This is a genomic window from Pelomicrobium sp. G1, from assembly GCF_051905455.1.
Lineage (GTDB): Bacteria > Pseudomonadota > Gammaproteobacteria > Burkholderiales > UBA6910 > Pelomicrobium.
This window is the reverse complement of sequence record NZ_JBQACR010000285.1, coordinates 1-292: the sequence shown is the minus strand read 5'-3', so window position 1 is coordinate 292 and position 292 is coordinate 1. Positions and strand designations below refer to the sequence as shown.

Genomic DNA, 292 nt, shown 5'->3' with positions numbered 1-292 from the left:
CAACTGCACGGCTCTTTTGAATTTCGAGTGGGTTACGCGGCATGCGGGTTGATCCGAGCGAAATCGAGCTTTCCGGCGGTGAGGGAGAGCACGGTGCGCATCGTGGCGAAGCGGGTGTAGCCGCGCGCCTTGCGCTTGGCCGCTTGGAACAGCCCATTCAGGGCTTGGAGGAAGCCGTTGGTCTGGCGGGTCTGGATCCAGGCGACGATGCCGTCGAAGTGGTTGCGGATCAGTCGGGCCACTTCCTTCATCGGCTCGACCTTGGAGCGCATGACGTTCGTGCACCATTGGG

At 62.3% G+C, this 292-nt stretch carries 1 protein-coding gene; it reads right to left on the bottom strand.

Going from position 1 to position 292, the window contains the following annotated elements:
• Positions 1–32: 32 nt before the first annotated feature.
• A partial coding sequence (locus ACTFO6_RS18530) for a transposase (RefSeq protein WP_439935844.1) occupies positions 33–292 on the bottom strand: 260 nt, incomplete at its 5' end.